Annotated in this window: 25 protein-coding genes, 5 tRNA genes and 1 pseudogene; 8 read left to right on the top strand and 23 right to left on the bottom strand. The window is 62.5% G+C overall.

Annotated features, from left to right (window positions below):
* Positions 1-3: 3 nt before the first annotated feature.
* Positions 4-2,442 (top strand): DNA polymerase II, encoded by a 2,439-nt coding sequence (locus BN1143_RS18770; protein ID WP_197069889.1) that lies wholly within the window; start codon positions 4-6, stop codon positions 2,440-2,442.
* A 135-nt stretch (positions 2,443-2,577) separates the two neighbouring features.
* Here the strand turns inward: BN1143_RS18770 and BN1143_RS18775 are convergent.
* From BN1143_RS18775 to BN1143_RS18805, 7 genes are all read right to left on the bottom strand, one after another.
* Positions 2,578-2,654 (bottom strand) — tRNA-Val (locus BN1143_RS18775).
* A gap of 37 nt (positions 2,655-2,691) precedes the next feature.
* Positions 2,692-2,768 (bottom strand) — tRNA-Val (locus tag BN1143_RS18780).
* A gap of 58 nt (positions 2,769-2,826) precedes the next feature.
* A tRNA-Val gene (locus BN1143_RS18785) sits at positions 2,827-2,903 on the bottom strand.
* Between the two features lie 16 nt (positions 2,904-2,919).
* Positions 2,920-2,996, bottom strand: a tRNA-Val gene (locus BN1143_RS18790).
* A 12-nt stretch (positions 2,997-3,008) separates the two neighbouring features.
* Positions 3,009-3,085, bottom strand: a tRNA-Val gene (locus BN1143_RS18795).
* 161 nt (positions 3,086-3,246) lie between these two features.
* Positions 3,247-4,626, bottom strand: coding sequence for an MATE family efflux transporter (locus tag BN1143_RS18800; RefSeq protein WP_017764378.1), 1,380 nt, complete (start codon positions 4,624-4,626; stop codon positions 3,247-3,249).
* Between the two features lie 147 nt (positions 4,627-4,773).
* On the bottom strand, positions 4,774-4,980 hold the full coding sequence (locus tag BN1143_RS18805; RefSeq protein ID WP_005301307.1) for a YaeP family protein: 207 nt from the start codon (positions 4,978-4,980) through the stop codon (positions 4,774-4,776).
* A gap of 131 nt (positions 4,981-5,111) precedes the next feature.
* Here BN1143_RS18805 and BN1143_RS18810 point away from each other — a divergent pair, with 131 nt between their 5' ends.
* Positions 5,112-5,723, top strand: a complete 612-nt coding sequence (locus BN1143_RS18810) for a riboflavin synthase (protein WP_005301301.1) — start codon at positions 5,112-5,114, stop codon at positions 5,721-5,723.
* A gap of 85 nt (positions 5,724-5,808) precedes the next feature.
* Here the strand turns inward: BN1143_RS18810 and BN1143_RS18815 are convergent, their stop codons facing one another.
* The 5 genes and pseudogenes from BN1143_RS18815 to BN1143_RS18835 form a co-directional block, all read right to left on the bottom strand.
* On the bottom strand, positions 5,809-6,012 hold the full coding sequence (locus BN1143_RS18815) for a CPXCG motif-containing cysteine-rich protein (RefSeq protein ID WP_005301298.1): 204 nt from the start codon (positions 6,010-6,012) through the stop codon (positions 5,809-5,811).
* Positions 6,013-6,144: 132 nt separating this feature from the next.
* A pseudogene (locus tag BN1143_RS22955) lies at positions 6,145-6,267 on the bottom strand (hexitol phosphatase HxpB); the annotation flags it as partial.
* An 8-nt stretch (positions 6,268-6,275) separates the two neighbouring features.
* Positions 6,276-6,935, bottom strand: a complete 660-nt coding sequence (hxpB, locus tag BN1143_RS18825) for a hexitol phosphatase HxpB (RefSeq protein WP_010633870.1) — start codon at positions 6,933-6,935, stop codon at positions 6,276-6,278.
* A gap of 127 nt (positions 6,936-7,062) precedes the next feature.
* Positions 7,063-8,241, bottom strand: a complete 1,179-nt coding sequence (gene purT / locus BN1143_RS18830) for a formate-dependent phosphoribosylglycinamide formyltransferase (RefSeq protein ID WP_010633871.1) — start codon at positions 8,239-8,241, stop codon at positions 7,063-7,065.
* An 85-nt stretch (positions 8,242-8,326) separates the two neighbouring features.
* Positions 8,327-9,217 (bottom strand): DMT family transporter, encoded by an 891-nt coding sequence (locus BN1143_RS18835; protein ID WP_042051863.1) that lies wholly within the window; start codon positions 9,215-9,217, stop codon positions 8,327-8,329.
* A gap of 225 nt (positions 9,218-9,442) precedes the next feature.
* On the opposite strand from BN1143_RS18835, the gene BN1143_RS18840 reads away from it, so the two are divergent.
* On the top strand, positions 9,443-10,030 hold the full coding sequence (locus BN1143_RS18840) for an FMN-dependent NADH-azoreductase (protein WP_005301286.1): 588 nt from the start codon (positions 9,443-9,445) through the stop codon (positions 10,028-10,030).
* A 96-nt stretch (positions 10,031-10,126) separates the two neighbouring features.
* Here the strand turns inward: BN1143_RS18840 and BN1143_RS18845 are convergent, their stop codons facing one another.
* The 4 genes from BN1143_RS18845 to BN1143_RS18860 all read right to left on the bottom strand — a co-directional run bounded on the left by BN1143_RS18845 (position 10,127) and on the right by BN1143_RS18860 (position 12,509).
* Positions 10,127-10,306, bottom strand: coding sequence for a hypothetical protein (locus BN1143_RS18845; protein ID WP_017779728.1), 180 nt, complete (start codon positions 10,304-10,306; stop codon positions 10,127-10,129).
* Between the two features lie 163 nt (positions 10,307-10,469).
* Positions 10,470-10,658, bottom strand: coding sequence for a DUF4250 domain-containing protein (locus tag BN1143_RS18850; protein ID WP_010633874.1), 189 nt, complete (start codon positions 10,656-10,658; stop codon positions 10,470-10,472).
* Entirely contained in the window at positions 10,655-11,125 is a 471-nt protein-coding gene (locus BN1143_RS18855; RefSeq protein ID WP_005301279.1) for a MarR family winged helix-turn-helix transcriptional regulator, read from the bottom strand. Before BN1143_RS18855 ends, BN1143_RS18850 begins: the two co-directional genes overlap by 4 nt.
* A 169-nt stretch (positions 11,126-11,294) precedes the next feature.
* Positions 11,295-12,509 (bottom strand): UPF0149 family protein, encoded by a 1,215-nt coding sequence (locus tag BN1143_RS18860; RefSeq protein WP_042051706.1) that lies wholly within the window; start codon positions 12,507-12,509, stop codon positions 11,295-11,297.
* Positions 12,510-12,721: 212 nt separating this feature from the next.
* On the opposite strand from BN1143_RS18860, the gene BN1143_RS18865 reads away from it, so the two are divergent.
* Complete coding sequence (locus BN1143_RS18865) at positions 12,722-13,597, top strand: CvfB family protein (RefSeq protein WP_010633876.1); 876 nt, start codon at positions 12,722-12,724, stop codon at positions 13,595-13,597.
* Positions 13,598-13,909, top strand: a complete 312-nt coding sequence (locus BN1143_RS22195; protein WP_081588809.1) for a DUF1289 domain-containing protein — start codon at positions 13,598-13,600, stop codon at positions 13,907-13,909.
* Positions 13,910-13,952: 43 nt separating this feature from the next.
* Here BN1143_RS22195 and BN1143_RS22685 read toward each other — a convergent pair whose 3' ends face one another.
* On the bottom strand, positions 13,953-14,276 hold the full coding sequence (locus tag BN1143_RS22685; protein WP_005301259.1) for an HI1450 family dsDNA-mimic protein: 324 nt from the start codon (positions 14,274-14,276) through the stop codon (positions 13,953-13,955).
* A 145-nt stretch (positions 14,277-14,421) separates the two neighbouring features.
* Between BN1143_RS22685 and BN1143_RS22865 the strand changes: the two genes are divergently transcribed.
* Positions 14,422-14,556, top strand: coding sequence for a hypothetical protein (locus BN1143_RS22865; RefSeq protein ID WP_017764392.1), 135 nt, complete (start codon positions 14,422-14,424; stop codon positions 14,554-14,556).
* A gap of 23 nt (positions 14,557-14,579) precedes the next feature.
* Here the strand turns inward: BN1143_RS22865 and mtgA are convergent, their stop codons facing one another.
* The 5 genes from mtgA to minC all read right to left on the bottom strand — a co-directional run bounded on the left by mtgA (position 14,580) and on the right by minC (position 17,676).
* Positions 14,580-15,287 (bottom strand): monofunctional biosynthetic peptidoglycan transglycosylase, encoded by a 708-nt coding sequence (gene mtgA, locus BN1143_RS18880; protein WP_010633878.1) that lies wholly within the window; start codon positions 15,285-15,287, stop codon positions 14,580-14,582.
* 53 nt (positions 15,288-15,340) lie between these two features.
* The gene (locus BN1143_RS18885; RefSeq protein WP_005301255.1) at positions 15,341-15,667 is read right to left on the bottom strand and encodes an HI1450 family dsDNA-mimic protein; all 327 of its coding nucleotides are present in this window, start codon (positions 15,665-15,667) and stop codon (positions 15,341-15,343) included.
* Positions 15,668-15,865: 198 nt separating this feature from the next.
* A complete protein-coding gene (minE, locus tag BN1143_RS18890; protein WP_005301252.1) occupies positions 15,866-16,132 on the bottom strand; it encodes a cell division topological specificity factor MinE in 267 nt (88 codons plus the stop codon).
* A gap of 2 nt (positions 16,133-16,134) precedes the next feature.
* Complete coding sequence (gene minD / locus BN1143_RS18895) at positions 16,135-16,947, bottom strand: septum site-determining protein MinD (RefSeq protein WP_005301248.1); 813 nt, start codon at positions 16,945-16,947, stop codon at positions 16,135-16,137.
* 18 nt (positions 16,948-16,965) lie between these two features.
* Positions 16,966-17,676, bottom strand: a complete 711-nt coding sequence (gene minC, locus BN1143_RS18900; protein WP_042051711.1) for a septum site-determining protein MinC — start codon at positions 17,674-17,676, stop codon at positions 16,966-16,968.
* A 107-nt stretch (positions 17,677-17,783) separates the two neighbouring features.
* Between minC and BN1143_RS18905 the strand changes: the two genes are divergently transcribed.
* Positions 17,784-18,065 carry a YcgL domain-containing protein gene (locus tag BN1143_RS18905; protein WP_017764394.1) on the top strand — a complete coding sequence of 94 codons (282 nt, stop codon included), beginning with the start codon at positions 17,784-17,786 and terminating at the stop codon, positions 18,063-18,065.
* The gene (locus BN1143_RS18910) at positions 18,062-19,021 is read left to right on the top strand and encodes a lytic murein transglycosylase (RefSeq protein WP_042051712.1); all 960 of its coding nucleotides are present in this window, start codon (positions 18,062-18,064) and stop codon (positions 19,019-19,021) included. Before BN1143_RS18905 ends, BN1143_RS18910 begins: the two co-directional genes overlap by 4 nt.
* A gap of 163 nt (positions 19,022-19,184) precedes the next feature.
* Here the strand turns inward: BN1143_RS18910 and BN1143_RS18915 are convergent, their stop codons facing one another.
* Positions 19,185-20,555 carry an L-serine ammonia-lyase gene (locus BN1143_RS18915; protein ID WP_005301233.1) on the bottom strand — a complete coding sequence of 457 codons (1,371 nt, stop codon included), beginning with the start codon at positions 20,553-20,555 and terminating at the stop codon, positions 19,185-19,187.
* Positions 20,556-20,584: the final 29 nt, after the last annotated feature.

Raw genomic sequence — 20,584 nt, forward strand, 5'->3', positions numbered from 1 at the left:
CCGATGACTGGCATGACCGACCACCCCCCCATCCCTCCCGTTACCCCGCCGCGCGACGGCTTTATCCTGACCCGTCACGGGCGGGATTTTCGCGGCCGCGGTGAGCAGCCGGAGCGCACCGAGATCGTGATGTGGCTCTGGAGCGAACAGGGGCCGGTGCGGGTGGTGGTGCCGGGGCAGGAGCCGGTCTTCTTCCTGCCGCAGAGCCATATGGCGGAGGCGGCGGAGCTGTTCAAGGGGGCCGGGGTGAGCGGGCGGTTTCGCCGCCTGCCGATGCACACCTTCGACGGTCGTGCCGTGGTGGGCTGCTATTTTGCCACCCTGAGCGCCTTTCACCGCGCCATCGAGCTGCTGCTCATCCGCGGGCTGGAGCACTTCGAGGCGGATATCCGGCTGCCTGAGCGCTTCCTGATGGAGCGTTTCATCACCGCCGGCGTGCGCTTCGAGGGGCGGGCGCGCAAGAAGGGGGGCAAGCAGGGCTACTGGGAGGTGAACGAGGCGCGCTGCGCGCCCCAGGCGGTGACGCCGACCCTCTCCTGGGTGTCACTGGACGTGGAGTGCGCCATGGACGGGGCCCTCTTCTCGGTGGGGCTCTACAGCCCCGAGGATGCGCGGGTCATCATGATCGGTACGCCGGAGGCTGATGCCAACAGCTGGGGCACCCAGGTCGAGTGGGTGGCGGACGAGAGCGCCCTGCTGAGTGCGCTGGAGCGCTGGTTTGTGCGGCACGACCCCGATCTGGTGATCGGCTGGAACGTGGTCAACTTCGACTTTCGCCTGCTGCTGCGCCGCGCCGAGCTCAACAAGCGGCGGCTGCGACTCGGCCGTGGCCACGAGCTCTGCTTCTGGCGCTCATCGCGCAATGACCCCCAGAGCGGCAGCGTCATCATCCCCGGGCGCATGGTGCTGGACGGCATCGACACCCTCAAAAGCGCCACCTGGCAGTTCCCCAGCTACAGCCTGGATGCGGTGGCGAGCGAGCTGCTCGGCCGCGGCAAGGACATCGAGGACGTGGCCAACCGGGGGGAGAAGATCACCGAGCTGTTCCACTCCGACAAGGAGGCGCTGGCCCGCTACAACCTGGAGGATTGCAAGCTGGTGTGGGAGATCTTCGACTACTGCCACCTCATCCCCTTTGCCATCGAGCGCGCCTCTCTCACCGGCCTCGAGCTCGACCGGGTAGGGGGCTCTGTGGCGGCCTTCACCAATCTCTATCTGCCACGGCTGCACCGCGGCGGCTATGTGGCCCCCAACCTGCCCGCCGACGGGGGGCTCGCGAGCCCCGGCGGCTATGTGATGGACTCCAAACCTGGGCTCTATCGCCACGTGCTGGTGCTCGATTTCAAGAGCCTCTATCCCAGCATCATCCGCACCTTCTGCATCGACCCCATGGGGCTCATCGAGGGGCTGCAGCATCCCGACCATGCCATCCCGGGTTTTCGCGGCGCCCTGTTCTCCCGCGAGCGCCACTTCCTGCCGGATCTCATCGCCACTCTGTGGGCGGCGCGGGATAGAGCCAAGGCGGCCAGCAACAAGGCGCTCTCCCAGGCCATCAAGATCATCATGAACTCCTTCTACGGGGTGCTGGGCTCGGGGGGCTGCCGCTTCTACGACCCGCGGCTTGCCTCCTCCATCACCTTGCGCGGTCACGGCATCATGCAGCAGACCCGGGAGTGGATCGAAGGGGAGGGTTTCGAGGTGATCTATGGCGACACCGACTCCACCTTCGTCCACCTGGGGCGTGAGACCAGCCCCGCCCAGGCGGACGAGATTGGCCGGCGATTGGCCCGCATGATCAACGACAACTGGACTGCGCTGATCAAGCGGGAGTTCGATTTGCCGAGCTATCTGGAGATCCAGTACGAGACCCACTATCGCCGCTTCCTGATGCCCACCATTCGCGGGCTGGAGAAGGGGAGCAAGAAGCGTTATGCGGGTTTGGTGGCAGGCCATCAGACAGGTGAAGAGGAGCAGCTGGTGTTCAAGGGGCTCGAGTCGGTGCGCACCGACTGGACGCCCCTTGCCAAGGCGTTCCAGACCCGCCTCTACGAGATGGTGTTTCACGACCAGGATCCCAGCGGCTATGTGCGCACCATGGTGGACGAGACCCGCGCCGGCCTTCACGACGAGCTGCTGGTCTATCGCAAGCGGCTGCGCCAGAAACTCGAGGAGTACCAGAAGAACGTGCCGCCCCACGTGCGGGCGGCGCGCCTGGCGGACGAGGAGAACCTGCGCCGCGGTCTACCCCAGCGCTACCAGCACAGGGGCACCATCGCCTACCTGGTGACCCTGAATGGCCCCGAGCCGCTGGAATACCGGCGCAGCGCCATCGACTACGAGCACTACATCGACAAGCAGCTCAAACCCATCGCCGATGCCATCCTCCCCTTTATCGGTGAGTCGTTCGAGCGGATCTGCGGCCAGCAGCTCGATCTCTTCTGACTGGGCAAGGGAACGCTGCGGCCATGTCCCGACAATGGCCGCAGCGGGTCAAGAGGGGCTGATGAGAGGGGAAAGCATGGATCGTCAGAGAAGAGAGATGCAAAAAGCCCGCTCGAGGAGCGGGCTTTTCAAATCTGGTGCGTCCTAGTGGATTCGAACCACCGACCCCCACCATGTCAAGGTGATGCTCTAACCAGCTGAGCTAAGGACGCAGGGTGCGCAAGGCGACTTTGTGTGATTGCAGGGGAGTGGTGGGTTTAATTGGATTCGAACCAACGACCCCTACCATGTCAAGGTAGTGCTCTAACCAACTGAGCTATAAACCCACATCTGTGTTTGAGCTATCAGCTCACACTCAATTCCTGCAATTTATTCAAACTGTTATGGTGCGTCCTAGTGGATTCGAACCACCGACCCCCACCATGTCAAGGTGATGCTCTAACCAGCTGAGCTAAGGACGCATAACAGTGTTCCGGATGGTGCGTCCTAGTGGATTCGAACCACCGACCCCCACCATGTCAAGGTGGTGCTCTAACCAGCTGAGCTAAGGACGCATCGCGGAAAAGTGGTGGGTTTAATTGGATTCGAACCAACGACCCCTACCATGTCAAGGTAGTGCTCTAACCAACTGAGCTATAAACCCACTTCATAAACCGGATTGAAAACCCGTTTTATCCCGCCAGCACTGCTGGCGTGGTCGGCATACTACCCATGCCCCCCTAGGCTGTCAACAGGCCGCACGCACAAAGGAGACTGTTTGCCCAGTTCTTGCGCAGCCTGTTGATTTTGCAGGCGAGTTTCCCCTTATTGCGCCTTGGAGAGGGCGCTGCAGGCCTCCGGGCTGGCAAAGCGGCCATAGATGTAGCGCAGCCGGGTACCCAGCATCAGGGCGGCGCTGGTGAGGCCGACGATGAAGCCGACCCAGAAGCCCTGGGGTCCCATCTGCGGCACCACCCAGTCGGTCAGGCCCAGGATCATGCCGGTGGGCAGCCCCAGTCCCCAGTAGGCGACGATGGTGACGTAGAAGATCGCCTTGGTGTCCTTGTAACCGCGCAGGGCCGCCGCCGCCACCACCTGTACCGAGTCGGAGATCTGGTAGATGGCGGCGAAGAAGAGCAGGGTGGCCGCGAGGGTGATCACCTGCAGATCTTCGGTGTAGATGGTGGCGATCTGCTCGCGCAGCAGCACGGTGAGGGCGGCGGTGGCGGCGGCCACCGTCATGCCCAGCATCAGGCCGGTGCGGGCCGCGACCCGGGCGTGATCAGGCAGCCCTTCGCCGATGCTGTGACCGACCCGGATGGTGACGCCCACCCCGATGGAGAGCGGCAGCATGAACACCAGGCTGGAGAAGTTGAGCGCTATCTGGTGGCTCGCCACCGTCTCCGCGCCGAAGGGGGCCAACATCAGGGCCACCACGGTAAACAGGGTCACCTCGCAGAAGATGGCCATGGCGATGGGGAAACCCAACCGGAACAGGCGCCAGATCCGGCTGCCATTGGGGCGCGCGAGCTGGGCGAACAGGTTGATCTCCTTGAAGTGGCGGGAGAGCTTCACATAGACGATCATCGCCAGCAGCATGGCCCACAGCACGATGGCGGTGGCCACGCCGCAGCCGACCCCACCCAGTTTCGGCATGCCGAACAGGCCATGGATGAAGATGGTGTTGGCCGGGATGTTGACCGCCAGCCCCACGAAGCCGATCACCATGGTCGGCATGGTGTGGGAGAGCCCCTCGCTGAAGTTGCGCAGCACCTGGAACAGCACGAAGGCGGGCAGCCCCCACAGGATGGCGTGCAGGTAGCCGGTGGTCTTGGCGGCCATCACGGGATCCACCTCCATGAACTGCAGCGCCAGCGGGCTGAAATAGAGCGCCACCATGGCGATGGGGGTGACCATCAGCGCCAGCCAGAAGCCCTGGTGCACCGCCGGGCGCACCTCGTCCCGTTTGCGGGCGCCATTGAGCTGGGAGACGATGGGGGTGAGCGCCATGATGATGCCCTGCACCAGCAGGATCACCGGCAACCAGAAGCTGGAGGCAACCGACACGGCGGCCAGATCGACGGCGCTGACCTGTCCCGCCATCACGGTATCGACAAAGTTCATGGCGATCTGGGCCACCTGGGCGACCAGAATGGGGCTGGCTAGACGAACGAGTTGCCTCGCCTCGGACCAATAACGTTGCACTGACACCTCCGAGTGGATCAGATAAAGCGTAAAAAGAGCGGGTATCGGGAAGAGCCTTTGCACTCCGGAAGCGGGAGTGCAAAGTGCGGGGGGGGTCATTCTAGCCTGAAATTCATCCGGGACGAAACGATTGGTGCAAGCCCGGGATCAGGCGTCTTCGTGATCGCTGATCAGCAGGTTGGCGGCGGCGTAGGCGGCCTGCTCGCGCAGATCCGCCGGCACCCGCTCATCCGATGCCACGGCGTTGAGCGCCCTGATGGTGGCGGCGATGGCCTGCGGCACATAGCCCTGCTCGCCGGAGCCAATCTGGTTGTAGGCGATGCGAATGGCCTCACAGCATTGATATACCTGCATTTTTGTTTCCTTGTCAGCACTTGGTTTGAATGCCGTCACTATAGCGATCGGCCGCCTGCTTGTCAGCGGTTGCGCTTGTCTGGGTCGTGTGGCGAGGTTACCCTGCCTTTTTTCGTAGCAGGAGACGAGACATGTTCACCGGCATAGTGCAGGGGACCGCCGAACTGGTGGCCATCGAAGAGCTGCCCAACTTTCGTACCCACGTGATCCGCATGCCGAGCCCGGCCTGGGGCGAGGGGCTGGCGCTGGGCGCCTCCGTGGCCCACAACGGCTGCTGCCTGACCGTCACCCGGGTCGAAGGAGATCTGGTCAGCTTCGATTTGATGCAGGAGACCCTGCGCCTCACCAACCTCGGCCAGCTGCAGTTGGGGGACAAGGTCAACGTGGAGCGGGCCGCCCGCTTTGGCGACGAGATTGGCGGCCACGCCATGTCCGGCCACATCATGGGCACCGCGCAGGTTATCTCGGTCATCGACACCCCCAACAACCGGCAGGTGTGGTATCGCCTGGCCCCAACGCTTATGAAATACGTGCTGACCAAGGGTTACATCGGCATCGATGGCATCAGCCTCACCGTGGGCGAGGTGCGCGGCTGCGAATTTTGCGTCAACCTGATCCCCGAGACCCTGGCCCGCACCAACCTCGGCTGGGTCAAGGCCGGCTGGCAGACCAACATCGAGATTGACCCCCAGACCCAGGCCATCGTCGACACGGTGGAGCGGGTGCTGGCGGCCCGCCAATAAGGCGCAGAGGCGGCCGCTTAGGCGAAAAGGAAAGCGGGGCACAGTGGGCCCCGCTTTGTTTTGCGCTATCCCCTGTCAGGGCGACTCAGAACATTTGCTCGTCGTCAGCATCCACGAAGAGTTGCAGGCAGTCGCGCGCCTCATCCCGGTGCAGTCGCAGGTGGATGGGGTTGCAGCAGGCCATGCAATCCTCATAGAACTCCTGATCTCCCTGGCTGGCATCCAGCTCGACCCGGGTATGATGGCCACAATGGGGGCAGACGATGCGCTTGCTGGTGTACTCGATCATGATGACCTCCTCGGGCCCGTGGGCCGCCTCTCTCCCCAGATTCTAGCTGGATCGCACCTGCCTGACCGCGAGCAAGCGCACGATTATGACCGGGATCAAGGGAGGCAGGAGGTCAGTCCGCCAGAGCGTGGTTTATTTGACCCAGCTGGCCAGCATCTCGCAATTAAGCTCGGCCAGCGAGCGCAGCCGATGGTCGGCGATGGCCAAGCGTGGGTCACCCACCAATGCCGGGTACATGGGAACGATCTGCGCCTGCTGGTCGTTTACTTGACCCAGCTGGTCAGCATCTGGGCATCCAGCTCGGTGAGCGAGCGCAGCTGATGGTTGGCAATGGCCAGACGCGGGTCACCCACCAGCGCTGGATCCGGCACTATCAGCGTGGTCATGGAGGCCGCCTTGGCCGCCAGCAGACCGGTAAAGCTGTCCTCGATGGCGAGGCAATGCACCGGCTCGACTCCCAGCTTCTCGGCGGCGTGGATATAGACATCCGGGTGCGGCTTGCCAAAGCGCTCCACCTCGGCGGAGTGCACCGCCAGGAAGCGATCGCGAATGCCGAGCTTGCCGAGCACGGCCTCCACCATGGCAAAGGGGGAGGAGGTGGCCAGACCGATTTTAAGGCCTTGCGCCTCGATAAGGTCGAGTGCCTCCAGCACACCAGCCTTGGCCTGACCTTCGGAGAGGATCAGGGCGTTGACCCGATCCAGGATGCGCTGCACCACCTCTTCCTGGCTGGGGCCGCTCCAGGGGCGCAACCGATACCAGTGGGCGACCAACTGATCGATGCGCACGCCTATGGTCGATTCGCAATCTTCCACCGTGTGGGGATGGCCCAGTTCGGAGAAGACAGCCATCTGGGCTCGTTGCCAAAAGGGTTCCGAGTCGATCAGAACACCATCCATATCGAAGATCACGGCAGTTAACATCTTGTACTCCTGACATAGGTGAAGGGGGGATTATAAACAAGGTGCCTCAATGCAAAAGGGGCATTGCCATGCCCCTTGCGCTGGGTCATGCTGGCAAACGTTTGATTTCGTGTGCCAAAAAGTGGGCTTAGAACAGCACCTTGACGCCGGCCGCAACCGCTTTGGCTTTTTCTACCGCCTCGTCGCACTGCTTGGCTCGCGTCAGTGCCACGCCGAGCCGGCGGCGACCGGCGATCTCCGGCTTGCCAAACAGCCGCAGCTGGGCACCTGGCACCAGAGCCAGCGCCTCGCCAATCCCCTGATAGCGGATGTCCTGGCTGTGACCTTCGCGCAGCACCACGGCGGAGGCGCTCGGCCCGTACTGGGTGATGGCCCCGATGGGCAGCCCCAGAATGGCGCGCACGTGCAGGGCGAACTCGGAGAGATCCTGGGAGATGAGGGTCACCATGCCGGTGTCGTGGGGGCGCGGTGAAACTTCGCTGAACCACACCTCGTCACCCTTGATGAAGAGCTCGACCCCGAACAGGCCGTAGCCGCCCAGCGCCTCGACCACCTTGGCCGCTGCCTCCTTGGAGCGGGCCAGTGCCAGCTCACTCATGGCTTGCGGCTGCCAGGATTCGCGGTAGTCGCCATCTTCCTGGCGATGGCCGATGGGCTCGCAGAAGTGGATGCCGTCCACCGCGCGTACCGTGAGCAGGGTGATCTCGTACTCGAAGGGGACGAAGCCCTCGACGATCACCTTGCCGCGACCGGCGCGACCGCCCTCCTGGGCATAGGTCCAGCTCTCGTCGAGTTTGGCGAGATCGCGCAGCACGCTCTGCCCCTTGCCGGACGAGCTCATCACCGGCTTCACCACGCAGGGCAGGCCGATGGTCTCGACGGCGGCGACAAACTCCTCCTTGCTCTGGGCAAAGCGGTAGGGGGAGGTGGGCAAGCCCAGCGTTTCGGCGGCGAGGCGGCGGATCCCCTCCCGGTTCATGGTGAGCTGGGTGGCGCGGGCGTTCGGCACCACCTTGACCCCTTCCTGCTCCAGGGCGGCCAGGGTATCGGTGGCGATGGCTTCCAGCTCGGGGATGATCAGATCCGGTTTGACCTCGTTGACCAGGGCGCGCAGGGCGGCACCGTCCAGCATGTCCAGCACATGAGCGCTGTGCGCCACCTGCATGGCGGGGGCATCGGCATAGCGGTCGGCGGCGATCACCTCGATGCCGAAGCGTTGCAGCTCGATGGCGACCTCCTTGCCAAGTTCGCCGGAGCCCAGCAGCAGGGCGCGGGTGGCGCCGGGGCGGGTAGCGGTTCCAAACATGTGATCTCTCCTGATGTCGTGGGTGGTGATTGAGGGCCGCTATCGCACGAATAGCGGGCAAAAAAAGAGGCACGCATGGCGTACCTCAGGAAACGGATTTGTGGGCGCGCTGCTCCAGATGGGTGAGCAGGGTGATGGCGCCGATGATGATGGTGGCCCCCAGCCACAATCGGCCGGGCGGCGCCCAGCCAAACACCAGCCAGCCGGCCAGCACGTTCATGGGCAGCTTGGCAAAATCAAAGGGTTGCACGAACGAGGCCTCGGCCACGCTGTAGGCGCGGGCGATGGACATCTGGGCCAGCGCCGACAGCACGCCGGAGGCGGCCACCAGCAGCCACTGGGTTTCGCTCGGCCATTGCCACTCCGGCAGCGCCAGCATGGCGTTGAACGGGGTGCTGAAGATGAGCAGATAGACGACGATGGTGTGGGACGACTCGCTGGCCGCCTGATAGCGCACCAGCAAGGAGTAGCCGGCCCAGAACAGGGCCGCCGCCACCGGCAGCAACGAGGCCCAGCTGAAATCGTCGGTCCAGGGGGCCAGGATCAGCATGGCGCCGACAAAGCCGGCCAGGGTTGCCAGAATGCGGGCCCGGCTCACCTGCTCCTTGAGAAAGAGGGCAGAGCCCAGGGTGGCGAACAGCGGAGAAGTCATCAGCAGCGCTATCCCCTGCCAGATGGGAACGGGGACCGCCAGCGCCCACAGCCAGAACTGGATGCCGACCACCGCCAGGGCAACCCGCAGCAGGTGCAGCCGCAGCTGGTTGGTCATCAGCGACTGGCGCAGGCCGTGGCGAATGAGCCAGGGCAGCAGACAGACCAGGGCAATCAGATATTGATGGAAGGCGACCTGGGTCGAGGGGAGGCCGAGCTTGAAGCTGACATACTGGCTCAGGCTGTTGACGGCGGCGAAGCAGAGGCCCGCTACCATCATCCAGACTGCACCGGCAAAGGGGGAGTGCCTGCGCGAGGGTGTCATGGGATCCGGGTCGCTGAAAAAAGTGCGGCGGATCATAACGGCAATCGTTTGTTCTGCCAAGCCTTGGCGGAGCGTGAGAGAGGCGGCTGGCGAGAGAATGCACTACCATCAAAATTTTTGAACAAGTTGAGCATCTATTTTCGCTATCTGTATAGAAGCCCAATGTTTAGAGTGACCTCCATCGACAGCACCGCTGTTCAACCGACAACCTAATGGAGTTTCACCATGGCCAATATCCTCGTACTCAAGTCCAGCATCCTGGGCCAATATTCCCAATCCAACGCCCTGATCGACGGCTTCCTGGCCGACCATCAGTCCGACACCGTCACCGTGCGTGATTTGGCGGCCCTGAACCTGCCGGTACTGGATGGCGAGCTGGCGTCAGGCCTGCGCGGTGGTGAAAACCTCAATGAGCGTCAACTGGCCGTGCTGGCCCAGTCCGACGAGCTGATCGCAGAGCTCAAGGCGAGCGATCTGGTGGTGATTGCCGCCCCCATGTACAACTTCAACATCCCGACCCAGCTGAAAAACTGGATCGATCTGGTGGCCCGTGCCGGCGTGACCTTCCGTTACACCGAAACCGGTCCGGTCGGCCTGGTGGAAAACACCCGCGCCCTGGTGATCAGCCCCCGCGGCGGCATGCACGTCGGCAGCGCCACCGATCTGGTGACCCCCTACATGCGTACCGTGCTGGGCTTCATCGGCATCAAGGAGGTGGACTTCATCTACGCCGAAGGCATGGGCATGGGTCCGGATGCCCAGGCCAAGGGCATCGAGCAGGCCAAGGGCCAGCTGGAGACCCTGGCGCTCTGATCAAGAGAGCAACCAGCCATACGCCAGAAAGCAACAACGCAGCCCCAGGGCTGCGTTGTTTTTTTGGTGCCTGACCTGATGAAGCGGTCCGTCAGGTCAATCCCGCAGAAAGCGGCGACAGCCGCTGCCGACCATCAGGCAGACCACCACCAGGGAGCCCAGCAGCAGGGTGGTGAGCCACTGTTCGGCGCTGTCTGGCAGGCGGGGCGAGAGGAGGCTGATCATCAGCAAGGCACAGAGGGTGATCAGGCTGGCGGGACGGGTCAGAAACATCATGGGTCATCCTTGGCTACGGCTGGTGAAGAGAAGGCTAACCGCGGTCTGTGACAGCAAGATGTATCCATACCTCTTGCCGATGGTCAGTTGACCGGGGTAGCCATCACCATAGCAGCTTTTGCCGCCGGAGCCAGCGGCATGGGCCGGGTTGTGATCCGGATCCCTATCTGAACTGCTTCTGATCTTCCTGATAGTGGAAATCGCCGCTGGCGAGCCGGGCGACCAGCGCCGCCTTGTCGAGATCCTGCGCCTTGCAGAGATCATCGAGATCATCGTAGCAATCACGTAGCTGCATGTTGACCAGGCTCAGCAGCATGTTGACGTCCATGGTGGCAAAGTTGTTGAGGTTCATGAGGGTCGCTCGTTATCCAGCAGGTGAAGTTGTTCGATGGCATCGCTGACGCTTTGCAGGTGCAGACGGATGGATTGGCGCGCCTCGGCCGGCAGGTAGTCGGTGAGGGTGTGCTGCCAGCTGCCCGCTTCGCTCTTGAGCTGCTGGAACAGGGTGAGCCCCGCCTGGGTGAAGGAGACCAGGCTGACCCGCTTGTCGTGCTCGCTGCTCTCGGTGAACAGGATCCCTTTTTCCACCAGCCGGTGAATTTCGCGGGAGATCCGCACCTTGTCCATCCCGCTCGCCTCCACCAGCTCTTTCTGGCTGATGGGGTAGTGGGGGCCGAGCACCATCATCAGGCGCCATTGAGGCACCGTCAGCTGATAGCGTTGCTGGTAAAACTGTTCGAAGGTATCGCGCACCATCTCGGCGGCGTGTACCAGCTGATAGGGGGGATAGTGGGCAAGCAGCTCTATGATCTTTGACATATGACATCCTGCTGTGACGGCTGCATCGGGTGCAGTTTCTCTTGATACTTTGACCTTGATGATACGTAACACAGGGCCGTTTGTCTGAACAAGTACCAGAGAAATGTGCGGTTGCGCACGTCATCCGCCGCAACCGGGTCTATTCGAAGCTGGTTTTACTGTCGCCGGCTCAGCCTTTGCGCAGCCAGAGCAGGGCGTTGTGCTTGAGCCAGGCCTCGCGGCTTTGCAGGGTGTAGAGCGCCGCTTCGTCACGGCTGCCCGTCTGCCAGCTGTGGGGCTCCTGTTTGGGCAGCTTGCGCTGGCCCAGCAGACAGGCCGGTACATGGGCGTTGGCCTTGACAGCGGCGGCCAGCAGCGGCTGCGCGGCATCGGCGCCAGCGCAGACGAACGTCATCAGCGCCTTGTTGTAGAGCAGCCAGCTGGAGGCTTCATCAAAGCGCACCAGCAGAGCCTGCAGGGCCGACCAGTCCCCTTGCAGGGCATAGAGGCTGGAGAGGGGATAACGGCAACCCAGCTCATCGGCCACACACAGCTCGAGCAGGGCCAGATATTCGCTGCGCGCCTGTTCCAGCTGGCCGAGACGCAACAGGCAGTCGGCCCGCCCGGCCCGGGCGGCCAGCAGCGGGCGCGCTTCGTGGGCACTCCAGCCATGGCCGGCAATCTGCTGCCAGAAGGCGGCGTCAAACAGCGGCTCGGCGTCGGCGATCACCTTGTCAAACCAGCCGAGGCGGCTGTGCGGATCGCGGCTGGCATCGGCCAGTTCGAACCACTGCTGCCACTGCTCGGCCTGCTGGCTGTCCAGCGCCTGCTCCGTGCTCGGCACGGCCTGATACTCATCTAATTGCAGCAGCTGGTTGAGAGCGGTCTTCATGTTCTGGCGCTGACGCTTGCAGAACTCCATGAAGGGGAGGTCACTGCCGGCGGCCGCGTGCAGCATCTGCGCCATGGGCTTGTCGCGAAACAGGCTCAGCTCGGCGGCCAGGCTGAAACGGTACTGGGTGGTCGGATCGTTCAGATCCCTGGGCTTGGGCCAGGTGGCAAAGCCCTGGCTGAAGCCGTAACACCACTGACCGAGGGGGTGGCTCTGCTCGAACACCTGCTCCGGGCTCTCGGTGGAGAGGCGGCACTGGCTAGGCAGGGCGAGCTGGGCCTCATCGGCCTGGGTTTCCAGCTCGGCGATCAGGTGGCGCAGCGCCTCGGCGCTTTTTTCATCCAGCTCGGCGTCATGGGGCAACAGACCGGCCAGCGGGGCCTGCCAGTCAGGGGCATCCGGCCCGACCAGGCGGGCACACAAAAAGCCGTGCAGCGCCGGGTAGGTCATGTCCTGCCCACTGTGGGTCTGGATCCATTGATTGAGATGACGGGTACGAGTGGATGGATTCATCGACAGTTCCTCTGGATTTTGACAGCGGCGAAGTCTACCCAAAAGTGGGGTTATTTGCAGCAAAAGGGCGGCTGACTGGCGATTATATGGACACGCCCCGGCCAAAAGGCCCTGAAAATCACCCGCGAACAGGGCAAGGGACTAGGCCCTGTTACCGCTCTTGGGGTAACATGCGCGCCCATACAGGCAATGAAAAATTGGCCATCCGGACAATGAAAGAAGAGAACACCATGCTACAGATTGGCAAGATGAACACCCTTACCGTAGTCGAGCTCGAAGATCGGGGCGCCTGGCTGGCGGCTGGCGAAGAGTACGGCGAGCTGCTGCTGCCCAAGCGTCAACTGCCGGAAGGGGTGGCGGAAGGGGACGGCGTCAAGGTCTTCCTCTATCTGGATGCCGACTGCGAGCCGGTGATCACCACCGACAAGCCGTTTGCCATGGTGGACGACATCGTCGGCCTCAAGGTGGTCAATGCCAACAAGATTGGTGCCTTCCTCGACTGGGGCATGAAGAAGGATCTGTTCGTACCAAGCCGCGAGCAGAACAAGCCGATGCAGGTGGGCCATGTCTATCTGGTGCGGCTGATGCTCGATCACGAGGGGCGCATGGTGGGCACCAGCCGCCTCGAGCGGTTCCTGCGCACCGACAAACCTCCCTTCAAGGCCGGTGACGAAGTGACTGCCCTGCCTGGCGAGCGCACGCCGCTCGGCATCAAGGCCATCGTCAATGGCGAGTACTCCGGCATGCTGTTCAAGAACGAGGTGTTCGGCCGGGTGACCACGGGTCGTCCGCTGACCGCCTGGGTCAAGCAGGTGCGTGATGACGGCAAGCTGGATCTGACCCTGCAAAAGCCGGGTGTGGCGCGGCTGGACGATGCCGGCGAGCAGATCCTGGTCCGCCTCAAGAAGCAGGGCGGCAGCCTGGCGGTGGGCGACAAGAGCGAACCCGAGCTCATCTACAAGCTGCTCGGCATGAGCAAGGGCACCTTCAAGAAGGCCATCGGCGGCCTCTACAAGCAGGGCAAGCTGGTCATCGATGACTACAGCATCACATTGACGGGCGACGATCAGCGCGAAGGCGGCGAATAAGTGCCGAGCCCCTGCGTCGGTGCGTGCCGGGCAAAAGACGGTCTCTGCCTTGGCTGTGGTCGCACTCTGACCGAGATTGGTCACTGGTCCGCCATGGCGAGCGAGGCCCAGCTGGCGGTGATGGCGCAGCTGGATGGTTCCACCAGCACCCACCGCTGCCCCGGCTGCGGTGAACCGGCCTTTTGCGCCGTGTCGGCCGGCGCGACCATCGCAGAGTGCTGGTGCAGCCAGCTGCCGGCCCTGCCCATGGGGGAGGCTGATAGCTGCTGGTGCCGGCGCTGTCTGGCGAAGGCCATCGCGGCCCGGCCTTGAGCAAAGATCACCACAAAAGAAAAAGGCGCCGAGGGCGCCTTTTTCATGCCTGTTGCTGACGGTGCCAGCGCACGTGGACATCGTGCTCATTGCTATGACGGGGCAGCAGGAAGGTGGCAAAGATCACCTCAAACTCCTCCTGATGGTCCAGCAGACCCACCCACACTTCGACCCAGCGCTCCATGTCCACCGGCACACCGAGTTCGGTTGACCAGTCGGCATTGGGCAGGGTCGCCTCGACGGCGCCACGCTGTTCGAACTCCAGGGTGATGTCGACGATTTGTTCGGGGGCCAGCATGTCTGCGGCCTGCTCAAGAAACTGATCATAGGCCCATTCGACCAGCTGATCCGGGGTACGCTGTTCCATGAAATCACTCCAGATACATCGAGGTTCGCTACTGTAACAATTATTGGCGGTGGCGGCCAGACCAGTGGGAAGGGTGCGCCAGCGCCGGGCAAGGCTGACTGGAGTTGGGTATGGTTGAAGAGGGGCAGGGCAAGGGAGAGCGGGCATGAAACGGCGGACGAGACGGCAGCAGATCAAGCGGCGGCGGGAGACCTGGTGGTGGCACTACCTGCCGCTGCATCGGGGCACGGTGGGCGGGCACCTGGGGCCCTCCACCGACGAGGCCGGGCTCGCACCGTGAACAAGCCCGACACCCATCAGGCATCAGTCTGTCTGATGCACCTTGTTGAGGGTTACCTGCCCCAGCTGGCCCATCTGACGGCGGATCCAGGCCGAGCGCTGCTGGACGTAGGGCGAGGGGGGCTTGACCCGGTAGCGCCAGGGGTTGGGCAGGGCTGCCGCCAGCAGTGACGCCTCGTAGCGGGTGAGACGTATCGCCGGCTTGCCGAAGTAGTGTCTGGCCGCGGCCTCGGCGCCGTAGATGCCGGGCCCGAACTCCACGATATTCAGGTACACCTCGAGGATGCGGGACTTGTCCCAGCCCAGCTCCATCAGCAGGGTGAACCAGGCCTCGATCCCCTTGCGCAGGAAGCTGCGATCGCTCCACATGAAGAGGTTCTTGGCGGTCTGCTGGCTGAGGGTGCTGGCGCCGCGCACCCGCTCGCTGTGCTGATTGTGCTTGAGCGCCGAGCTGATGGCATCCATGTCGAAGCCGTTGTGCTCGGCAAAGCGCTGATCTTCGGCGGCGATCACCGCCAGCTGCAGCTCGCGGGAGATCTGCTCGAGCGGCACCCAGTCGTGCTTCACCTCGGCCACCTTGGCAGGGGGAAACAGCGCCCGCTCGATGCGCCAGGTCCACATGGGCGGATCGATGAAGCGCAGCAGCGCCACCGAGACGATGGTGCTGAGCAGGGCCGCCAGCAGCAGCTTGCCGAGCCAGTTCAGCAGGCGCCGTGCCGGATTGGGCCGCACGGGCTCTGGCTCCGACTCCCAGACGTAGTGACTCGGATCATCGGGATCCGGAATTATTGGGGCAGCCATTCGATGTGGCAGAACTTCTCGTCAACACGGCGGGAGAGCAGCATGCGGGCGAACAGGTGCTCGTACTCTTCCTGCTCGTTGCCAAGGCCGATCCAGATCTCGGCGTACTCGGCGTCGCTGACCTCGAAGCCAACGTCCGCTTCCCAGTCATCGGCCGGATCGGTTTCCGCCAGCAGGCCGCGGTCGTTGAACTCCTGATTGAAGCGGGCGATCTCCTGCTCCGGCAGGTTGTCGGAGGCCAGCTCCATGAAGAGTTCGAGGGCGGTGTCGAGCAGTTCCTCGACGCTGTGCATTTCGTCATTCAAAGACATAAGCGGTCTGTTCCAGCTGATAAATAAAGAAAAACACCGACGGCCCGGCCGCACGGTGGCGCGCCGTATTCTAGCCGTCCCCTACGGGCTTGGCGAGTGCAGCAGCGCCCTTGACCCGGTTGCGGCAATAAAAAACCGGATCCTGGCAGCAGGATCCGGTCTTCATTGGGGGAAAGGGTCACGCATAGGGCGTCAGGCTCATCCCTTCTTGTCGTCGGCGAAGGTGATGTTGAGCTCGAGTACCGACAGCTCATCACTCTTCTTGTCGAGCTGGACCGTGATCTTGTCAGGGTCTATCTCCACATATTTGCGGATCACGTCGAGGATATCCTGCTTGAGCTGGGGCAGGTAATCCGGCCCCCCTCTGGATGAACGCTCGTGAGCCACGATGATCTGCAACCGCTCTTTGGCCAGTTGTGCGGTGCTCTGTTTCTTGTTGGAACGAAAATAATCCAATAATGACATGCTTAACTCCCGAACAGTCGGCTAAAGAAGCCCTTCTTCTCTTCTTCCAGAAAACGAAAATCCTTGGTGTCACCCAACAGGCGGGCAACGGCGTCCTCATAGGCCTGACCGGCATCGGACTCCTTGTCCAGGATGACGGGCTCGCCGGAGTTGGAGGCGCGCAGCACCGCCTGGGACTCCGGGATCACCCCGAGCAGTTTGATGGCCAGGATCTCCTGTACGTCCTGTACGCTCAGCATGTCGCCGCGGTTGACGCGGGTCGGGCAGTAGCGGGTCAGCAGCAGGTGCTCCTTGATGGGGTCTTCGCCACGCTCGGCGCGACGGGACTTGGAGGCCAGGATGCCGAGGATGCGATCCGAGTCACGCACGGAGGAGACTTCCGGGTTGGTGGTGACAATAGCTTCATCGGCGAAGTAGAGCGCCATCAGGGCGCCGGCTTCGATCCCCGCCGGGGAGTCGCAGACGATGTAGTCGAACTGCATCTCGCTCAGCTGATCCAGGATCTTCTCGACCCCTTCGCGGGTGAGGGCATCCTTGTCCCGGGTCTGGGAGGCGGGCAGGATGAACAGGTTCTCGCAGCGCTTGTCCTTGATGAGGGCCTGGTTGAGGTTGGCCTCGCCATTGATGACGTTGACGAAGTCATACACCACGCGCCGCTCGCAGCCCATGATGAGGTCCAGGTTTCGCAGGCCAATGTCAAAATCGATGACCACTGTCTTGTGGCCACGCTGGGCTAAACCGGTACTCAGGGCCGCGCTGGTTGTGGTCTTGCCAACGCCACCTTTACCCGATGTAACGACTATGATTCGCGCCATTCTCGCTTCCTTGTAACTCTATTTGATACGGTCTATACGGAGTTGTTCGTTATCCAGCCGGACATGAACCGGCTGCTGGATGAGGCCGGCCGGCAATGCATCGCTGAGCTGGAAGGTGCCAGCGATGGAGAGCAGCTCGGCCTGCAGTTGCTGGCAATAAATCCGTGCCTGGGAGTTGCCCTTGGCGCCGGCAATGGCCCTGCCGCGCAGAGTGCCATAAATATGAATACTGTCGTCGGCGATGACTTCGGCGCCCGGGCTGACCGAGCCCAGCACCACCAGCGAGGTGCCGGCGGCATAGAGCTGCTGGCCTGAGCGAACCGGGCCCACATGCACCTTGCTCGCTATCACCGGTGCCGGCACGGGTTTCGCTTCTACGATGGGGGCCGGTGCCGGTTCTGGCTGGGGTTCGGCCTTGCGGCTCTTGCCGGAGGCCATCACCGCCAGCCCTGCCGCCTTGGCGGCTGTCTTCATCGCCTCGTTCTGGGCCCCCGTGATCCCGACCAGCACGAAGTCTTCCGATTCCACCAGCTCCTTGAGCTGTTCGAAGTCGGGGATCTCGGTGAGCCGTTCCACATTGATGACGAGGGGGGCACAATTAAAGAACTGGGGCGCCTGGGCCACTTTGGCCGCCAGCAACTGGCGGATCCGCTCAGGCTTGCCATCGCTGATATGCAACACAGAAATAGTGAAGGTGGTCCCTTTCAATTCGTTATCGCGCTCAACCATGAATCTTCCCCGAGACAGAGACGGTAATCCGTTATTGTTATTCAATTCCTGATGTTATAGTTTGCCATCCTCAGAGGCAATAAACCGGTTGGATTATATCAATTTCCATGTTGTGTGCAGTCTATAAAAGTCGCAAAAAAGCCGAGACCTATCTTTTTGTTGAAAGAAGAGAGGACTTTTCCCGCGTACCCGAGGTGCTGATGAGTACATTCGGCCGTCCCGAACTGGTATTGATGACCAAACTGGACCCAGCCAAGCCCTTGGGGATCGCCTCCACCAGCCGGGTGATGGAGGCGCTGCAGAGTCAGGGCTTCTATCTGCAGATGCCCCCTCCGCCGGAAAACCTGCTGGAGCAGCACAAGGCTCAATTGAAGGCCGAACGGAAATGAAGAGGCGGCTGGCACTGCTGCTGATGGGGGGATTGTCGAGCCACCCGCTGCAGGCCAGCCCCGATTTTGACCATTATGTGACGGGCCTCAAACAGGAGGCCCTGGCCGCCGGGATCCAGCCCGCGACCATTGCTGCCGCCTTCGCCGATATTCATCTGATCGAGGTCGCCATTCGGCACGATAAAAATCAGCCGGAATTTAAACAGACCCTCGCCACTTATATTTCCAACGCGGTGCCGCAGTGGAAAGTCAATCAAGCCAAACGCCTATATCGTCAGTATTTGCCGCTGCTCACAAAAATAGGGGCGGAATATGATGTGCAACCCCGCTTTATTGTCGCCCTGTGGGGCATTGAAACCAATTTCGGCAAATTGACCGGCAAATATCCGCTGGTCTCGTCGCTGGCGACCCTGGCCTGGGAGGGGCGCCGTGAGGCCTTCTTCAAGGGGCAGCTGTTCGATACCCTGCGCATGCTGGAAGAGGAGCCGATCACCCCGGCCGAGCTCAAGGGCTCCTGGGCCGGCGCCATGGGACAGGTGCAGTTCATGCCCTCATCCTTCCGTCAATACGCGGTCGACCAGGACGGTGACGGCAAGAAGGATCTGTGGGGGACGCCGGCGGATGTGTTTGGTTCGGCAGCCAATTATCTGCGCCAGAACGGCTGGCACGGGGATGAAACCTGGGGGCGCCGGGTGAGGGTGCCCACCGGTCTGGATCCTGCGCTGGTCGGGCTTGAAGATACCCGAACGCTGTCGGCATGGCAGGCCCTCGGGGTACGCAAGGCAGATGGTGGCGATTTGCCCGCGGTGAAGATGCAGGCCTCGCTGGTGCAGCCCGACGGGGCAGGGGGCGCTGCCTATCTTGCCTATCCCAATTATCGGGTGCTGCGTGACTGGAATCGCTCCCACTATTTCGTGGTGGCGGTGGGGACCCTGGCCGATCGCCTGATGGAATAAGCCCGAGGCGCTCTGGCCATCAATCTCGGCCGGGCTGCAGGATGGCCCCGGAAATTAGCGAGCCAGCCCCAGGGAAATGGCGCCATGAGGAAGGTGATGAGCGGGAAATAATGGGCAATAAAAAAGGCGGGAATTCCCGCCTTTTGCGTTTGCCGTTATCTGCTTAGTCGCAGGCAACCTGCATCACCTTGATGGCCAGGCCACCGCGGGAGGTTTCACGGTACTTGGAGTCCATGTCCTTGCCGGTGATGTACATGGTCTCGATCACCTTGTCCAGCGAGACGCGCGGCTTGGAGGTGCGACGCAGCGCCATGCGGGAGGCGTTGACCGCCTTCATGGCGGCGATGGCGTTGCGCTCGATGCAGGGCACCTGCACCTGGCCGGCGACAGGGTCACAGGTCAGACCCAGGTTGTGCTCCATGCCGATCTCGGCGGCCTCACAGACGTGCTCGGGGCTGCCGCCCATCAGCTCGGTCAGGCCGGCGGCGGCCATGGAGCAGGAGACGCCCACCTCACCCTGGCAGCCCACTTCGGCGCCGGAGATGGAGGCGTTCATCTTGTAGAGCATGCCGACGGCAGCCGCAGCCAGATAGAAGCGGGTGTAGTCGTCACGGCCAACCGGCTGGATGAACTTGTCGTAGTAGGCCAGCACGGCCGGGATGATGCCGGCGGCGCCGTTGGTCGGCGCGGTCACCACACGGCCACCGGCCGCGTTCTCTTCACTCACCGCCAGGGCAAACATGTTGACCCAGTCGACGATGTTCATCGGATCGTTGGAGAGGTTCTCGTTGGTGGTCAGCTGGCGATAGAGCGGCGCAGCGCGGCGCGGTACGCGCAGCGGGCCGGAGAGGACGCCCTCGGTGCGGCAGCCGCGCTCGATCCCTTCACGCATGGTGGTCCAGATCTTGCCGAGCTTCTTGTAGATCTCTTCCGGGGTGTTGAAGCACTTCTCGTTCTCCATCATCAGGGCGGAGATGGAGAGGCCGGTCTGGCTGCAGTGGGCGATGAGCTCGGCCGCGCTCTTGAACGGGTAGCTGACGGACATGTCGCCGCTGTCGCCCTTGCCGAAGTTCTCTTCGTCAACGATGAAACCACCGCCGATGGAGTAGTAGGTCTTGCTGTAGACGGCTTCGTCTTCGATGAAGGCGGTCAGCTTCATGCCGTTCTCGTGCAGCGGCAGGGCTTCGTCATGGAACACCATGGCGTCGCGCGGGAAGCTGACGGTATGGCAGTGCAGGCCGATGGGCAGACGACCGGTCTGTTCGACGCGGGAGATGAACTCGGGGATGCCGTCGATATCGACATTTTCCGGCAGGTTGCCCGCCAGACCCATGATGATAGCGGTATCGGTGTGGTGACCTTTACCGGTCCAGGAGAGTGAGCCGTAGACATCGACCTGGATCCGGGTGATGTCACGGATCTTGCCGCCTGCACGCAGTTCATCCACGAACTGTTTGGCTGCCTTCATCGGGCCGACAGTGTGGGAAGAGGAGGGGCCAACACCGATTTTGAAGATATCAAAAACGCTGATCATGTAACAATTACCTCAGGATAGAAGGGGGC

The organism is Aeromonas dhakensis, from assembly GCF_000820305.1.
Taxonomy (GTDB): Bacteria; Pseudomonadota; Gammaproteobacteria; order Enterobacterales; family Aeromonadaceae; genus Aeromonas; species Aeromonas dhakensis.

Excerpts from the sequence above, each read along its gene's own strand:
- minD (WP_005301248.1), bottom strand. The coding sequence starts at position 16,947 with ATGGCGCGAATCATAGTCGTTACATCGGGTAAAGGTGGCGTTGGCAAG.
- BN1143_RS22685 (WP_005301259.1), bottom strand. The coding sequence starts at position 14,276 with ATGGAACAGCGTACCCCGGATCAGCTGGTCGAATGGGCCTATGATCAG.
- BN1143_RS22865 (WP_017764392.1), top strand. The coding sequence starts at position 14,422 with ATGAAACGGCGGACGAGACGGCAGCAGATCAAGCGGCGGCGGGAGACC.
- BN1143_RS18840 (WP_005301286.1), top strand. The coding sequence starts at position 9,443 with ATGGCCAATATCCTCGTACTCAAGTCCAGCATCCTGGGCCAATATTCC.
- BN1143_RS18850 (WP_010633874.1), bottom strand. The coding sequence starts at position 10,658 with ATGAACCTCAACAACTTTGCCACCATGGACGTCAACATGCTGCTGAGC.
- BN1143_RS18865 (WP_010633876.1), top strand. The coding sequence starts at position 12,722 with ATGAAAGAAGAGAACACCATGCTACAGATTGGCAAGATGAACACCCTT.
- minE (WP_005301252.1), bottom strand. The coding sequence starts at position 16,132 with ATGTCATTATTGGATTATTTTCGTTCCAACAAGAAACAGAGCACCGCA.
- BN1143_RS18815 (WP_005301298.1), bottom strand. The coding sequence starts at position 6,012 with ATGATCGAGTACACCAGCAAGCGCATCGTCTGCCCCCATTGTGGCCAT.
- BN1143_RS18910 (WP_042051712.1), top strand. The coding sequence starts at position 18,062 with ATGAAGAGGCGGCTGGCACTGCTGCTGATGGGGGGATTGTCGAGCCAC.
- BN1143_RS18805 (WP_005301307.1), bottom strand. The coding sequence starts at position 4,980 with ATGCAGGTATATCAATGCTGTGAGGCCATTCGCATCGCCTACAACCAG.
- hxpB (WP_010633870.1), bottom strand. The coding sequence starts at position 6,935 with ATGTTAACTGCCGTGATCTTCGATATGGATGGTGTTCTGATCGACTCG.
- BN1143_RS18845 (WP_017779728.1), bottom strand. The coding sequence starts at position 10,306 with ATGATGTTTCTGACCCGTCCCGCCAGCCTGATCACCCTCTGTGCCTTG.
- minC (WP_042051711.1), bottom strand. The coding sequence starts at position 17,676 with ATGGTTGAGCGCGATAACGAATTGAAAGGGACCACCTTCACTATTTCT.
- BN1143_RS18905 (WP_017764394.1), top strand. The coding sequence starts at position 17,784 with ATGTTGTGTGCAGTCTATAAAAGTCGCAAAAAAGCCGAGACCTATCTT.
- BN1143_RS18770 (WP_197069889.1), top strand. The coding sequence starts at position 4 with ATGACTGGCATGACCGACCACCCCCCCATCCCTCCCGTTACCCCGCCG.
- BN1143_RS18915 (WP_005301233.1), bottom strand. The coding sequence starts at position 20,555 with ATGATCAGCGTTTTTGATATCTTCAAAATCGGTGTTGGCCCCTCCTCT.
- BN1143_RS18860 (WP_042051706.1), bottom strand. The coding sequence starts at position 12,509 with ATGAATCCATCCACTCGTACCCGTCATCTCAATCAATGGATCCAGACC.
- BN1143_RS18810 (WP_005301301.1), top strand. The coding sequence starts at position 5,112 with ATGTTCACCGGCATAGTGCAGGGGACCGCCGAACTGGTGGCCATCGAA.
- BN1143_RS18885 (WP_005301255.1), bottom strand. The coding sequence starts at position 15,667 with ATGTCTTTGAATGACGAAATGCACAGCGTCGAGGAACTGCTCGACACC.
- BN1143_RS18835 (WP_042051863.1), bottom strand. The coding sequence starts at position 9,217 with ATGACACCCTCGCGCAGGCACTCCCCCTTTGCCGGTGCAGTCTGGATG.
- purT (WP_010633871.1), bottom strand. The coding sequence starts at position 8,241 with ATGTTTGGAACCGCTACCCGCCCCGGCGCCACCCGCGCCCTGCTGCTG.
- BN1143_RS18855 (WP_005301279.1), bottom strand. The coding sequence starts at position 11,125 with ATGTCAAAGATCATAGAGCTGCTTGCCCACTATCCCCCCTATCAGCTG.